The sequence below is a fragment of the Mycobacterium rhizamassiliense genome (assembly GCF_900157375.1).
Classification (GTDB): Bacteria; Actinomycetota; Actinomycetes; order Mycobacteriales; family Mycobacteriaceae; genus Mycobacterium; species Mycobacterium rhizamassiliense.
The window spans coordinates 2,957,095-2,970,142 of sequence record NZ_LT721901.1 but is presented as its reverse complement, the minus strand read 5'-3'; the positions used below and the strand labels follow the sequence as shown (position 1 = coordinate 2,970,142).

At 66.6% G+C, this 13,048-nt stretch carries 12 protein-coding genes; 3 read left to right on the top strand and 9 right to left on the bottom strand.

What is annotated here, in order from left to right:
* Position 1: 1 nt before the first annotated feature.
* Positions 2–1,138, bottom strand: a complete 1,137-nt coding sequence (locus tag MRAB57_RS14590; RefSeq protein ID WP_077088029.1) for an amidohydrolase family protein — start codon at positions 1,136–1,138, stop codon at positions 2–4.
* 136 nt (positions 1,139–1,274) lie between these two features.
* Between MRAB57_RS14590 and MRAB57_RS14585 the strand changes: the two genes are divergently transcribed.
* A complete protein-coding gene (locus tag MRAB57_RS14585) occupies positions 1,275–1,958 on the top strand; it encodes a TetR/AcrR family transcriptional regulator (protein ID WP_077079618.1) in 684 nt (227 codons plus the stop codon).
* Positions 1,959–1,962: 4 nt separating this feature from the next.
* Here the strand turns inward: MRAB57_RS14585 and MRAB57_RS14580 are convergent, their stop codons facing one another.
* Positions 1,963–4,413, bottom strand: a complete 2,451-nt coding sequence (locus MRAB57_RS14580) for a CaiB/BaiF CoA-transferase family protein (protein WP_077088028.1) — start codon at positions 4,411–4,413, stop codon at positions 1,963–1,965.
* A gap of 152 nt (positions 4,414–4,565) precedes the next feature.
* Between MRAB57_RS14580 and MRAB57_RS14575 the strand changes: the two genes are divergently transcribed.
* A complete protein-coding gene (locus MRAB57_RS14575; protein WP_077090601.1) occupies positions 4,566–5,162 on the top strand; it encodes a hotdog domain-containing protein in 597 nt (198 codons plus the stop codon).
* A gap of 6 nt (positions 5,163–5,168) precedes the next feature.
* Here MRAB57_RS14575 and MRAB57_RS14570 read toward each other — a convergent pair whose 3' ends face one another.
* The 7 genes from MRAB57_RS14570 to MRAB57_RS14540 are packed head-to-tail and all read right to left on the bottom strand — an operon-like array spanning position 5,169 to position 12,572.
* Positions 5,169–6,668 (bottom strand): class I adenylate-forming enzyme family protein, encoded by a 1,500-nt coding sequence (locus MRAB57_RS14570; protein ID WP_173813934.1) that lies wholly within the window; start codon positions 6,666–6,668, stop codon positions 5,169–5,171.
* Positions 6,669–7,820: an acetyl-CoA acetyltransferase gene (locus tag MRAB57_RS14565; RefSeq protein ID WP_077088027.1), complete on the bottom strand. Its 1,152-nt coding sequence runs from the start codon at positions 7,818–7,820 to the stop codon at positions 6,669–6,671. It abuts the gene before it with no gap.
* Positions 7,817–8,839 (bottom strand): acyl-CoA dehydrogenase family protein, encoded by a 1,023-nt coding sequence (locus MRAB57_RS14560; RefSeq protein WP_077088026.1) that lies wholly within the window; start codon positions 8,837–8,839, stop codon positions 7,817–7,819. The genes MRAB57_RS14565 and MRAB57_RS14560 overlap by 4 nt, the downstream gene beginning before the upstream one ends.
* 12 nt (positions 8,840–8,851) lie before the next feature.
* Positions 8,852–10,024 (bottom strand): acyl-CoA dehydrogenase family protein, encoded by a 1,173-nt coding sequence (locus MRAB57_RS14555; protein ID WP_077079614.1) that lies wholly within the window; start codon positions 10,022–10,024, stop codon positions 8,852–8,854.
* Positions 10,025–10,069: 45 nt separating this feature from the next.
* Positions 10,070–10,834, bottom strand: a complete 765-nt coding sequence (locus tag MRAB57_RS14550) for an aldolase/citrate lyase family protein (RefSeq protein ID WP_281253327.1) — start codon at positions 10,832–10,834, stop codon at positions 10,070–10,072.
* Positions 10,831–11,652 (bottom strand): 2-oxo-hept-4-ene-1,7-dioate hydratase, encoded by an 822-nt coding sequence (gene hpaH, locus MRAB57_RS14545; RefSeq protein ID WP_077088025.1) that lies wholly within the window; start codon positions 11,650–11,652, stop codon positions 10,831–10,833. The genes MRAB57_RS14550 and hpaH overlap by 4 nt, the downstream gene beginning before the upstream one ends.
* Positions 11,649–12,572, bottom strand: coding sequence for an alpha/beta fold hydrolase (locus MRAB57_RS14540; protein WP_077082043.1), 924 nt, complete (start codon positions 12,570–12,572; stop codon positions 11,649–11,651). Before MRAB57_RS14540 ends, hpaH begins: the two co-directional genes overlap by 4 nt.
* Before the next feature lie 199 nt (positions 12,573–12,771).
* On the opposite strand from MRAB57_RS14540, the gene MRAB57_RS14535 reads away from it, so the two are divergent.
* Positions 12,772–13,017, top strand: a complete 246-nt coding sequence (locus MRAB57_RS14535) for a hypothetical protein (RefSeq protein WP_077079612.1) — start codon at positions 12,772–12,774, stop codon at positions 13,015–13,017.
* Positions 13,018–13,048 lie beyond the last annotated feature (31 nt).

Genomic DNA, 13,048 nt, shown 5'->3' with positions numbered 1-13,048 from the left:
CTCAGAACTTTTCGGCCGGGATGGGCGGCACATCCGGGAACAGTTCGTAGAACGTGCCCTGGGTGATGCGCAGCCGGGTCTCGTCGCTCACCCCGTCGAACAGCCCCTTCAGGGTGTCCTGGGTGTGGCCGAAGGTACCTTCCATGTGGGGGTAGTCGCTGCCGAACATCACGTTCTTGTAGCCCATGTGCTCGTAGGCGGCGACCGCGGTCTCGTCGTGCTGGAAAGACGCATACACCTGGGTGTAGAGGATCTCCTTGGGACTACGAGTCAGCTTGGGCCGCACCGCCATATGGTGTTGACGGTAGCCCTCGACCATCCGGTCGCCGAGGAACGGCACCCAGGTCGCGCCGCCTTCGGAGATCAGCACCCGAAGGTCGGGGTGGCGGTCCAGCGCGCCGGAGGCGACCATCTTCATCGCCGCCCGCTGTCCCGAGAACGTGGTCTCGGCGTAATTCATCACCGCGCCACCCGGCCCGCGGTACACCATCCCCGCCCCGCCACTGGCGCCACCGACGGTCATGTCGACCGGGTCGGTGCCGATGTGGAACGCGATCACCATGCCGGCTTCCTCGGCCGCCGCCCAGAACGGTTCCCACTCCTTGCGATGCCAGTCTGGGGCACTGGGGTGCGGTGTCGTCGGCAAGAACACCGCCTTGAAGCCTTTGTCTGCGGCCCAATGTAATTCCTCGACGGCGTCCCCGACGATCAGTGTCGACACCTGGGCAGTTACCACATAGCGCGGCGACACCGCGCAGATCTCCTCGAGCGCCCACTCGTTGCTGGCACGCATGCATGCCTTGAGTAGTTCAGGAGTGCGAAAGGTCGAGCCCCACATGCCCAGCGACGGGAAGATCACCTCGCCCCAGACGCCCTCTTTGTCCAAGTCCCCCAGCCGTGCCTTCGCGTCGCGGATGCCTTGCGGCTTCATGCTCTCCTCGATGAAGGCCTCCATCGCCGAGGACGGCAGCTTGCGCCGGAAGGTCTGTCCGTCGACCGAGACGGTCTCGTACTCCCTGTCGGGATCCTTCTCGGCGTGCGGCGTCAGGTCGGCGAGCGCCTTGGGCAAGCGGGACTGCCACAGGTCGTCGGGTTCCAGGAAGTGGGAGTCTCCCGAATTCGTCCAGATCATGCACATTGGCCCTCCATGGATCCGTCGCTGTTTCGAATGATGCCAGCTGCTCCCATGCAAGTCCAGTATTTATAATAACTAGCCATTATTATTTGGTTCGGGTTGTGACGCCGGTAAGACTGAGGCGAACTAGAGGAGGCCCATGCCGGAGCTGGGAACCGAGTCGGCCGCGGGCGAGCGGAGGCGCAACGCGTCGGGCGAATCGACCCGGGTGATGTTGATGGAAGTCGCCGAGCGGCTCTTCGCCACGCGCGGCATCGAGGCGGTGACGCTGCGGGAGATCCAGCAGGCCGCCGGACAGTCCAACACCTCGGTGATCCGCTATCACTTCGGCTCCCGCGACGGTCTGATTCGCGCGCTGATCGCTTATCGCCAAGCGTCACTCGGGACTGATCGCCAGGAGATGCTCGCGAGCATGCGCGAGGAAGGTAAGGAGGCCGATCCCCGCGCGGTCGTGTGGCTGCTGGTGCGGCCACTGGCCAACAGCATCGCCGCGGGCGAAATGTTCGCGCCCTTCCTGGCCCGGCTGGCCGAGGATCCGCGGGCCCGCAGCGAGTACTGGCCCGATCACGTCGACGACGATTGGACGCAGGAGAAGCTGGAGGAACTGGTCGACGCCGCGCTACAGGACCTGCCCGAGCGGATCCGGCGTGGCCGGACATTTCAGCTCTACATCAGCCTGGTCAACGTGCTGGCCGCCGCCGCCCGCGCCGGGCATGGCCTCAGCGAAGCGCAGCTGCACAATTACGTGGACACCTGGGTCGGAATGCTAACGGCCCCGGTGTCGTATGAAACCCGCGCGCTGATCGCCGAAGACGACGTCTGAGCCGTCAGCTGCCGCCGACGATCTCGCCGGCTTTCAGGCCCGCGATCGCAGCATCGTCCAGCCCGATTTCGCGCAGCACCGCATCGGTGTGCTGCCCGACGGTGCATCCCGCATCGGCCCGCGTCCGTGATCGCGAGAACCGGCACAGCGGCGCGAGCCGACGATGCTCCTCGAAGATCGGGCTGTGGGCGTCCACGGCATAGCCTGCCTCGTAGTACAGGTCGCCCTGCAGCACCAACTCGGAATTGGCCTCCACCACCTCGACGCACCCGACGTCTTGGGCGCACAATTCGCGCTCCCACTCCAGTTTGGTCTTGGTCACGAAAACCGTTGTCAGTGCGGCGATTAACTCCTCGTCATAGCGCGCGCGAGATTCGGCGTCGGCAAAGCGCTCGTCGGCGTGCAGGTCGACGTAGGGCGACATCGCCTTCGCCAGTGCCGGCCATTCGCGTGGCAATGGTGCAGCGAGAAAGACATAACCGTCGGCCGCACGGTACATCCGGTACAAGGCACTCATGCCGAAAAACTGTTCGTCGGCGGGCATCTCGGCGGGACGGGACGCATAGCTCGCGTTGTAGGCGATCATCGCCTGCTGCACAGTGGCGAGCATGGTCGTGACCACGTTCGTCAGCGTCTTGCCGCGGCGCTTGGCGTACAACGCGACCAGCAGCGCCGAACCGACGCCGTGTGCCGCGATGCCGTCGGACTGCACGGCGGGGACGGCTCCGCCCGCGTGGAGTCTGACCGCCCGGCGGTGCAGGTCGTCCAGGTCGGTGGGCGGCTCGCCCGTGTCGTGGCTGTCGACCTGCGCCAGGCCGGACGCCGCACCGACCGACGGTGCGTAGGCCGCACGATGGGCGAACGGCCCGTCGACCCCGTAGCCGGAGGTCGTCACGAACGCCAGGTCCGGGTTGACCGCCCGCAGCGAGGCCTCGTCGATCTTCGCTCGTTCCGCCGCTTTGCCGCGGAAGCATTGCAGCACGACGTCGGACAGCTTGGCCAGCTCGTACACCAGCTCGAGGCCCTCGGGCGTGGTGAAGTCGATCGCCACACTTTCCTTGCCCTGCAACACTTTTGCGCCGCCCGCCTCGGGGAACGCGACCAGGTTGCGGATGTTGTCGCCCTGCAGCGGCTCGACCTTGATCACGCGGGCGCCCAAGTCGGCCAGCAGGGTCGCGCCGTACGGTCCGGCGAACATGCTGCCGAACTCCAGCACCGTCACACCTTTCAGCGGCGGGTCGTCGTGGTCTCCCCGTGGTGCGGGCAGGGCGGCGCCGCCCACTTGGTCGAAGGCGACCGAGCCGTTGTGCTCGCCGACTCGGGGGGCAGGCCGAAGCTCGGTCAGCGGTTTGCCGTCGGCATGAATGAGGGTCGACGGTTGTCGCACGGGTCCGAGGTCGGGGTCGATGACGGTGGTGGCACGCCCTTCGTGAACGGTCTGCGGGTGGTTCAGCGAGTCCTCGGGGCTCCGGAACAGTTCACCGCTCAGGTCAAGGTTCTCCGCCATGGCCTGCTGCCATTCGGCGAGCGTGCGGGCGCCGACCCGTTCGATCATCATGTCCCACCACTCGGTGCGAAGTTCGGGCGTCGGCAGCATCGGAAAGCCCTGCCACTTCGGGTCGGCGAGCTCCCCCAGCAGGTCGAGTTCGGTGAGCCAGGCGCCGATCAACTTCGGCGACACCTGCGCGAACTGCAGCCATCGCCCCTCCTTGGTGGCACACACCAGCAGCGCGTAGATGAGATAGGCCTGGGGCCGGCCCTGATCGTCGTATGCAGCGTCCATCGGTTCGAAGGCGCCCGGATACCGTTGGAGCACCATCTCGTAGAACCAGTTGTAGGGATCCATCGAACCCATGCCGGTCACCAAATTGGTCTCGACGGTTTGGCCGCGCCCACTGGTCTCGCGCTCGAGGAGCGCGGCCAGCACACCCTGAACGGCGGCATGGGCGGCGCCCCACGAGGCATAGGTGAACGTGGTAAACGCCGGGCCCGGACGCGGGGCGAGTCCGCGCTTCTCGTGCATGACGCCGGTCTTCGCCATCACCAGGGCCTCCCAGCCCTTGTAGTCGCGAAACGGCCCAGTCGAACCCCAGCCGGTGACGTTGGCGACGACCAACCCCGGATGCCGCGTCGAGAGCGACTCGGGACTTAGGCCGAGGCGCTCGGCGGTGCTCGGCCGCAGCGTGTTCACCATGACGTCGGCGCGCCGCAGCAGTGCCCGCAACCGGTCGAGGTCTGCGTCGTGGTGCAGGTCCAACGTCACGCTGCGCTTGCCACGCAGCAGGGCGGGCCAGCCCGCGAGGCCGCGCAACGGACTGCCGTCGCGCGGCTCGACCATGATCACCTCGGCACCGCAGTCGGCGAGAAACTGCGTAGCCTGCGCGCCGGGCAGCGTCGTCGACAGGTCGACCACCACCAGGCCGGCCAGTGGGCCGTCCGACGCGACTTCCGACATGTTCGCTCCCTAGCGCCTGCGGGCGGATCTCAATAAGACGTGAAGTGACGCACGCCACGTCAGCATCTCAGCGATCATTATTAATGTCAATGCATTAGTCTTGCGGAATGACGGAGACTCAAGACGCGGAGCCACGGGGCGGGTTCCCGCCGATGCGGACCTGGCAGGAGCCGACGGTACGCAGCCCGGGTGGGGGCGCCGAATACGGCGACATGATCGCCGCGCTGCGCGATTTCCTCGACGATGTGGCTGCGGCCGCGCCGGACGCGGCGACCACCGTTACCCTGACGAACGACTTGCATAGGTGGGCCGAGCGGCTGGCCCAATCCGTAGTCCCCGAGCGCCGACAGATCTTCGCTCGCCGCCTGGATCTGCCAGGCCGCGGACAAACCATGTCCCCCAACTTTATTCCGATTGCGGGCGACCGTGAGAAGGTGGCGGGCACGGTAACGTTCGGCCGGTATTTTCTGGGCGGCGGTGGAGCTGTCCACGGCGGAGCTATCCCGCTGTTATTCGATGAAGTGCTTGGCCGCCTGGCCAGTAGCGGCGGCCGTGCGCCTGCGCGAACCGCGTATCTACACACCGACTTCCGGTCCATCACTCCCGTCGGCGTGGAACTCGCGGTGCGGGCGTGGTTCGTCAGCGAGCAAGGGCGCAAACGGACTCTCCGTGCTCAACTCACGCACGGGGACACGCTATGCGCCGAAGCCGAGGGCCTGTTCATCGAGCTGCGCCCAGATCAACCATGAGTCTGCTCAGCCTGACGATCGTCGACGTTGAATGTCTTCGTCGTGCAATGTGATCAGTTCACGCAGGGCAAGCCTGTCCGGCTTGAGCATGGGTGTCAGTGGCAGCTCGTCGACAATGAGGAGCTCGTCGGGCGCCTTGTAATCGGCCAACTCGTCCACCACATGAGTGCGCAACTCGGCCAGCGTGGGGGGCCTCGCGGCGTCAGCCGGCACGACGCACGCGACGCCGATCTCTCCGATCACTGGGGCCGAGCGCCCAACTACGGCAGCTTGTTTCACGCCCGCGTGACCGGCGAGTGCGCGCTCCACCTCGCCGGGATGCACGTTATAGCCGCCCCGGATGTACATGTCGCCGCTGCGCCCAACGAGGGTGAGATTGCCGTCGGCGCCGAGCGCGCCGACATCGCCGGTACGCAGCCAACCGTCGCGCAGCACTTCTGCGGTGAGTGTCGGGTTGCGCCAGTAGCCACGCATCACACACGGGCCGCTCACCTCGACGACGCCGTCGGATCCGATCCGTAGGTCCATGCCGGCGGCCGGCCGTCCCACCGTACGGAACTGAATCTCGGGGGCGTCGCTTGGTTCGGTGCCGCTGATAGTCGGGCACTCGGTCATCGCGTACCGCACGACCAGCGGAACCCCGATGCCCTCTCCGACCCGACGCACCAGTTCGGGGGGCGCCGGCGCGGTGGCGACGACGCCGATCCGCAAGTGCGGCAACGCGTGCGGGCTCACGCCTTCGATGTCGAGCAGCTTGGCCCACTGGGTCGGCACGGCGCCGGCGACGGTGACCCGCTCGTCGCGCAGGATGTCGAACATGCCCTGGGCCGACCACGGCGTCGGCGGCACCACCAGCGTGCTGCCCCACACCAACTGATCCCAGAGCTTGAACATATACCCGGCGTGCGAAAACGGCGTCGACGTGAGGCGCCGGTCATACGCCTCGCTCATCACCCCTGATGCGGCCGCGCCCGCGGCCAGCCGGTCGGCATCGAAGGCCGCGCCCTTCGGCGTCCCCGTCGTGCCACTGGTGAAGATCAACGCAACCAGATCCCGGCGGTTCAGCTCCACGCAAGGTGGCGCCGAGCGCGACGTGTCGCTACACAGCGCATCCCGCGACAGCAGCCGATGCCCGGTGTCGGGCAGCGCACCGAGCTCCTCGTCAGCCACGACCAACGCTGGATCGGCCTGCTGCACAATCGATTCGATCTCTCTGCGTCCCAGCCGTGGATTGAGCCCGGTGGTGATCGCGCCGATCATTGCCGCGGCGGCGTAACACGTCGCGTAGTCGATGCCCGATGGCAGCCACAGCACGACTACGTCGCCCTTGCCGACCCCGAGGTCGGCGAATTGCGCTGCCACGCCACGCGCCCGGCCGACCCACTCCGCGAAGGTGATTCGGGCTCCGGGTTCGACGTAGGCCTCGCGGTCCCCGTGGACGGCGGCGGCCGCCTCCACCATCGCCCGGGTGTTGGCCACGTCGGAGCTCAGTGGTGCGCGGGCCACCTACGGCTCCTCGGCGCCGAGAATCATTGTGCCGCTTGAACAGAACCACCCGCCGGTGCCGCTGACGCAGGCGATCCGGGCGTCGGGCACCTGCCGCGGCCCGCATTCGCCGCGCAGCTGACGGGCCGCCTCGACCAGGAGGAACAATCCCCGCTGACCCGGGTGGCACGCGGACAGGCCGCCGCCGTCGGTGTTGGTGGGGAGTTCGCCACCGAGGCGCAACGAGCCTTTCTCGACGAAGCCGCCGCCCTCCCCTTTGGGGCAGAAGCCGAGATCTTCGATAGTGAGCAGCAGCATGTAGGTGAATGCGTCGTAGATTTCGGCGACGTCGACGTCGGACGGGGAGACCCCGGCACGGGCGAACGCCAGTGGCCCGCTGACGGCGGCCGGGCCGACGGTGAGGTCGTCCCACTGGGAGGTCAGCATGTGCGAGGTGGTCTCGCCCGAGCCGAGCACCCATACCGGCTTACTCCGCAGATCCTTCGCGCGTTCCGCGCTGACAAGGACGGCCGCCGCCCCGCCATCGCTGCGAATGCAGCAGTGCAGCTTGGTGAACGGGTCGGCGATCATCGGTCCGCCGAGGACGTCGTCGATGGTGATCGGTTCGCGGTAGTAGGCCTCGGGATTGTCGGCCGCGTTGAACCGCGCGGACACGGCGACCTCGGCCAGCTGCTCGATCGTGGTGCCGTAGGTGAACATGTGCCGCCGCGCGGCCATGGCGTACTTGGAAATCAGGGTGTGGCCGTAGGGCGCCTCCCACTGCAGTGGCCCGCGCGCACCCCAGTTGATGTTGGCCCCCCGCAACCCCTTTCGAAGATCCGACCGGGCGGTGGATCCGTAGGTCAGCAGCACCACGTCGGCGTGCCCGGCGGTGATCGCGTCGGCCGCATGGGCTGCCATCACCTCCCACGACGCTCCGCCGACCGCGGTGGAGTCCATCCAGCGGGGCCGCAGCCCCAGATACTCGCCGACATCGACCGGGGGCAGGGTGCCCTGACCGGTAGAGGCCAACCCATCGACGTCATCGGGCCTCAGGCCGGCGTCAGCCAGGGCGCGGCGGCTGGCCTGGGCGATCAGCTCGTAGGGACCCTTGTAATCGACCCGGCCGACGTCGGACAGGGCGACCCCCGCGATGACTACCGCGCCGCTCACTGGGCACGGTCCTGGGCCAGTAGTTCGGTCAGCACATCGGTGGGCTCACCGAACAAGTGCCGAAACACGTGTGCGCGCTTCAGATACAAGTGCATGTCGTTGTCGAATGTGTAGCCCATCCCGCCGAATACGTGGATGCCCGCGGAGGCATTGTCGACGGCCGCCGAGCCGGCCACCGTGACGGCCGACAGCACCTGCAGCAGCGCATCGGCGCGTCCACCCGCCACCGCGATCGCGGCGAAGAATGTCTGCGCCTGAGCGGCCTCGGCAGCGATCTCCATGTTGACGCAGGCATGCTTGATCGCTTGGTGCACGCCGATCGGTCTGCCGAACTGCTCACGAGTCTTGGCGTGTTCGGTCGCCGACGCTGCCGCGGCCGCGGCCAAGCCGGTGAGATAGCCCGCAGCGAGCACCATGGCGCGCCCCCAGATCCATTCGTCCTCTGCGGGCAACCAGTGCATCGGCTCGACGGATTTGACTGTGGCAGAAGATATTCGAGTACCCGGGTCGGCCGCGACCACGGGCGCCAGCGGACCGAAGGAATCGATGTCGACCAGCGCGGCGCCGCTGCGGGCCACCAGCAGGGCGTGCGAGGCACCCGCCGATTCGAACAAATCGAAAGTGCCCTTAATGGGGCGCACGTCGCCGTCGCCACGCAGTACCGCGAGGGCCACCGACGCCGTGCCGGAGCCGATCCGCTGCGCCAGCGCGTCGTCGCCGCAACGGGCGGCCACCCGGGCACCCAACGTGCAGGCCAGGAACGGCCCCGGTGCGAGGCGCTTGCCGAGTTCGACGAACAGCAGTGCCTCGTCGTCCAAGGGCCGGCCCGATCCGCCGGACTCCTCGTCAAGTCCGAGCGTGAGCAGACCCAACTCGGCGCATTCCCGCCACAGCGACTCGGGAATCGGCGCCTCCGCATGGCGGCTGGCGCGGATCCGTTCGACGGGCATCCGATCGGCAAGGAAATCTCCTGCTGCCGTGATGATTTCGAGTTGCTCAGCTCCGGGCAGCAGATCCACCGTCGTCTCCTCTCATCGCGGCAGCCCCAGCACGCGCTCGCCGACGATGTTGCGCTGAATCTCCGACGTTCCGCCACCAATGGCTTGGGAGAAGCTGTAGTAGTAATAACCGACCCAGCCGTCGACGTCCCAGCGCGACGAATACCGGACCGAGGCGGGACCGACAACGTCCATCGCCAATTTGCCGATCTCCTTGGCCAATTCGGCGTACATCAACTTGACGATCGAACCCCGCGGACCGGGCATCTCGGTCTTCATGGCCTCGCAGATATTGGTGTAGGTGAGCGCCCGCAGCGACGCCACTGAGGCGCGGGCCCGGGCCAGTCGTCGCGCGATCTCGTCGTCGGCGATGGCAGGCCTGCGACCGTCCGGGCCGACGTGGTCGCGCGCGTAATCGATCAGGTCCTCGATGATCTTGGCCAACCGGACCTGGTTGGCGGTAAACGCGGTCCCACGCTCAAAAGACAAGGTGGCCATCGCGACCGACCAGCCCTCGCCCACCTCGCCGACCACATTACTTAGCGGAATGCGCACATCGTCGTAGAACACTTCGCAAAATTCCGAGCCGCCCTCGATGGTCTCGATCGGGCGGACGTCGATGCCCGGCGTGCTCATGTCACAGATCACCCAAGTGATGCCCGTGTGCTTGCTGCCGGTGTTGTCGGTGCGCACCAGCAGCTCCTGATAGTCGGCGACAGTGGCGAAGCTGGTCCACAGCTTCTGCCCCGACACCACCAGGTGCTCGCCATCGATCACCGCCTTGGTGCGCAACGCCGCCAGGTCCGATCCGGCGTCGGGCTCGGAGAAGCCCTGACACCAAATCACCTCGCCGCCAAGAATTTTCGGTAAGTGGAACGACTTCTGCTCGTCGGTGGCCCTGGTGATCAGGGTCGGCCCGGCGTGCGAGTTACCGACGAAGCACGCATCGATGCCGGGGAACCCCCGAGCGGCGTACTCCTCGTACCAGATCAACTGCTGAAGCAGCGTCAGCCCCTTGCCGCCGTATTCGGTGGGCCAGGCGATGCCGGCCCAGCCGCCTTTGGCCTGAGTGCGTTGCCAGGCCAAGTCGTATTCACGGATACCCGCGTCGTCGCGCGGGCGCGGTTCGGCCGGTTTGTTCTCGTCGAGCCACGTGCGGACCTGGTCGCGGAACTCGAGCTGGTCAGCCGTGAAGTCGAGGTCCATGATCCGGAATTCTAGGTGACACGATAGTCAGAAACAATGCGACGGTCATGGGCTGCGATACCTTGCGGCCAGTTCTTCGGCACCACGGGCCAGCAGTGCCACGTCCGCTCCTACGAGCACGAAGCTCGCGCCGGCCGTCATGTAGCGGCGTGCCAGCGATTCGCTGAACGCGTTGACCCCGGCGCGCTTGCCGTGTTCGCCGATGGTTGCCAACGCAGTTTCTATGGTGCTCACGACGTCTGGATGCTCCGGCTGGCCGAGCTTGCCCATCGAGGCCGCCAGGTCGGCCGGACCGATGAAGACGGCGTCAACGCCGTCGACGTCGGCGATCTCGCCGAGTTGCGCCAGGCCGGCCACACTCTCCACTTGGACCGTCAACGACACCGTTGCATCGGCGGTGACGAGATAGTCAGAAATGCGGTTCCATCGCGATGCCCGGGCCAACGCGCTGCCCACCCCGCGAATCCCCTCGGGCGGGTACCGCGTGGCGGCAACCGCCGCGACTGCCTCACCGGGGCCATCGATCATCGGAACGATGATGTTCTGCGCGCCGATGTCGAGCAGTTGCTTGATGAACACCGGGTCGGCAGACGGCGGACGCACCAGCACATCGACGTCCGGGTAGCCGGCAAGCACCTGCAGCTGTTCGAGCGTGGTGCGCAGATCGTTGGGCGCATGCTCCTGATCCAGCAGCAGCCAGTCGATTCCGGATCCCGCGCAGATTTCGGTGACGTAGCCACTGCCCGAGGCCACCCACATGCCGATCCGCGAGTCGCCGTCGCCGATCCGCTGCGTCCACCGGTTCGTCACGACGCCTCCGAATCGAACGTCACCGACACCGTGCCCAGTGGTCCATAGTCGGCGACAAAGCTGTCCCCCGGTTCGGCGAACACCGGCTTGGTGAACGATCCAGACAGGATCACCTCGCCGCGATTCAGTGAAACACCGTGCGGAGCAATCCGATTGGCTAGCCAGGCCACGCCGTTGCCGGGATGGTTGAGCACCGCCGCGGCCACCCCGGACTCCTCGATGGTGCCGTTGCGCAGCAACAGGGCCGCCACCCAGCGCAGGTCGACGTCCAATGGGCGGAAGACCCGCCCGCCCAGAACCAGACCGGCGTCCGCGGCGTTGTCGGCGATGGTGTCGACGATGGTGCGCAGATGGCCCGTCTCGGGATCCGACATCTGCACCCTGGCGTCGAGGATCTCGAGCGCCGGAGTGACGAACTCGGTCGCCCGCAGCACGTCGAATAACGTGACGCCCGGGCCGGATAGCTGCTCGCCCAGCACGAACGCCAACTCGACCTCGACGCGCGGACGGATGTAGCGGCCCACCGGGATGCGTCCGCCGTCCTCGATGAACATGTCGTCGAACAGCGCGCCGTAATCCGGTTCGTCGATCGACACCGACCGCTGCATCACCTTCGAGGTCAGGCCGATCTTGCGGCCCTTCACTTCTCGCCCGTCGGCCACCTTCAGCGCGACGAGTGCCCGCTGCACCGCGTACGCATCCTCGATGGTCATGTCGGGATAATCCAACGACAACTGTCGGATCGGCGTGCGGGTCTGCTCGGCCTCGTACAGCCGCCGAGCGATCTCCGCGACCTCGTCGTCGGCGGGTCTGCTCATCTCGAGAGGAACTCGATCGCCGCGGCGTTGAACGCCTCGGGATCCTCGAAATGCGGCCAGTGCCGCACCGAGGGCATCTCGAACACCTCTGAGTTCGGGATCAGATCCGCGAGGGTGCGCGCGGTGTCCTGGTAAACGCCGTGGTCCTTGCCCGAGGCCACGATCATCACCGGCGCCTCGATGCCGCGCCACTTGTCGTCCGGAATCAAGTTGCGGTGGCGGACCTTTTCGTCCTGCAGGATCAGCAGCCGGTCGATGGTGTCGCGGGTGTCCTCGCGCCGATAGACGGCCTGGCGCAAACCGATGAGATCGGGCAGGCGATTGGCCTCGTCGGCGATCAGGTGGGCGAACACGCCGTGCAGCGACTCCCAGGTCGGCTCGTTGACCGCCTTGGTTCGTTCCGCCCGAATGCGCGCCATGTTCGACGCCGAAGCCTCCCGCCCGGCCGGCGACATCAGGATCACCCTGTCCACCCGGTCGGAATGGCCGACGGAGATCGCGGACGCGACGAACGCACCCAGCGACATGGCGATGAAGTTGGCCGACGCCATGCCGAAGTGGTCCATCACCCCCAGCACGTGTTCGACGTAGACCGCGATCTCATAGTCGTAGTCCGGCTTGTCGGAGAACCCGTTGCCGACCATGTCGATCGCGACGCAATGGAAGTGCTGCGAGAGTGCGGCGAGGTTGGGCGCAAACGTCTCCCAATGCCCGCCGGTGCCGTGCAGCAGGATGGCGTGCGGCTTATCCGGCCCGCCCGCCTCGGCATAACGGGTACGGACGGACACACCATTGACTCCGATGTCGACGAACCCTTGCCGGAACTCGAGCTCCTTGAGATACATCCAGATGCTGCGGTAGTTCTCCGTGTCGACCCGGCTCACGTCGGCCGCCGCGGCCGGTGCTTGTAATTGGCTCATCTCGCCTTCCCGCATCTGGAGTATCTGACACAGCTGTCATCTAGTGCTGACGTCGCTCCGCGCGTTCCCCATCGTCGCACAAACTCTATGTTCCCATGTGAATAACGGCTCACACCACTTGGCCTGCGCGCAATACGCCAGGGCGTCGTTCCGTCTTCGTCCATTGATTCTGACACTTGTATGCGGTAATACTGGGCAGGTGAACACTCCGGCCGGACGCCGCGTCCTCGCCGACCTGGTCAACGAGTTCGCGGCCGTGCGGTTGTCGTTGGACGTCAACGGCAACGGCCCCCGCCTGCTCGTCGAGGACCTCGAGGGCGGCGAGCAGGTCTTCTTGTGTCCCTTGGAGTTGGCCAGCTTCACCTTGGCCACCGCCGAAGATCGCGAAGAGTGGGTAAGGGTGGGCAATTATCGCGGCGAACGCCGGCCAACGGAGCGGCCGTGAGCATCGCCGACGCCGACCTGGTCGGCCTGGG

What these genes read in the sequence shown, in the direction of transcription:
- MRAB57_RS14590 (WP_077088029.1), bottom strand. Translation starts at nt 1,138, where the DNA reads ATGTGCATGATCTGGACGAATTCGGGAGACTCCCACTTCCTGGAACCC.
- MRAB57_RS14585 (WP_077079618.1), top strand. Translation starts at nt 1,275, where the DNA reads ATGCCGGAGCTGGGAACCGAGTCGGCCGCGGGCGAGCGGAGGCGCAAC.
- MRAB57_RS14580 (WP_077088028.1), bottom strand. Translation starts at nt 4,413, where the DNA reads ATGTCGGAAGTCGCGTCGGACGGCCCACTGGCCGGCCTGGTGGTGGTC.
- MRAB57_RS14575 (WP_077090601.1), top strand. Translation starts at nt 4,566, where the DNA reads ATGCGGACCTGGCAGGAGCCGACGGTACGCAGCCCGGGTGGGGGCGCC.
- MRAB57_RS14555 (WP_077079614.1), bottom strand. Translation starts at nt 10,024, where the DNA reads ATGGACCTCGACTTCACGGCTGACCAGCTCGAGTTCCGCGACCAGGTC.
- hpaH (WP_077088025.1), bottom strand. Translation starts at nt 11,652, where the DNA reads ATGAGCAGACCCGCCGACGACGAGGTCGCGGAGATCGCTCGGCGGCTG.
- MRAB57_RS14540 (WP_077082043.1), bottom strand. Translation starts at nt 12,572, where the DNA reads ATGAGCCAATTACAAGCACCGGCCGCGGCGGCCGACGTGAGCCGGGTC.